The following is a 244-nucleotide window of genomic DNA, read 5'->3' as shown; positions in this document are numbered from 1 at the left end:
CGGGCGTCGGGCTGGTCGTCGGCGAGACCGACTTCTCCGCTTCATCCGCGAGGCCGTCGGAAGCCTCGATCGAGGCGGATCCCGGAGCACCGGATCCGAACGCCGCAGCCTGCGACGACGCGTCGTTGTCGTGTGCTGGCATGCCCGTTGCGACGGCGATCGCGACCGCCGCTGTGGCGATGCCCGCCGTGATGAGACCGCCGAGCGTCAACGTCGCGGCAGTGCCCGCTGTCGCGGACGAGCC

At 71.7% G+C, this 244-nt stretch carries 1 protein-coding gene; it reads right to left on the bottom strand.

Going from position 1 to position 244, the window contains the following annotated elements; all coding sequences use genetic code 11:
• Positions 1–211: hypothetical protein (locus SB717_RS38760; RefSeq protein ID WP_410908571.1), on the bottom strand; the 211-nt coding region annotated here is incomplete at its 3' end.
• Positions 212–244: the final 33 nt, after the last annotated feature.

The organism is Priestia sp. SIMBA_032 (assembly GCF_046535215.1).
Taxonomy (GTDB): domain Bacteria; phylum Bacillota; class Bacilli; order Bacillales; family Bacillaceae_H; genus Priestia; species Priestia aryabhattai.
This window is presented reverse-complemented; position numbering and strand designations above follow the sequence as displayed.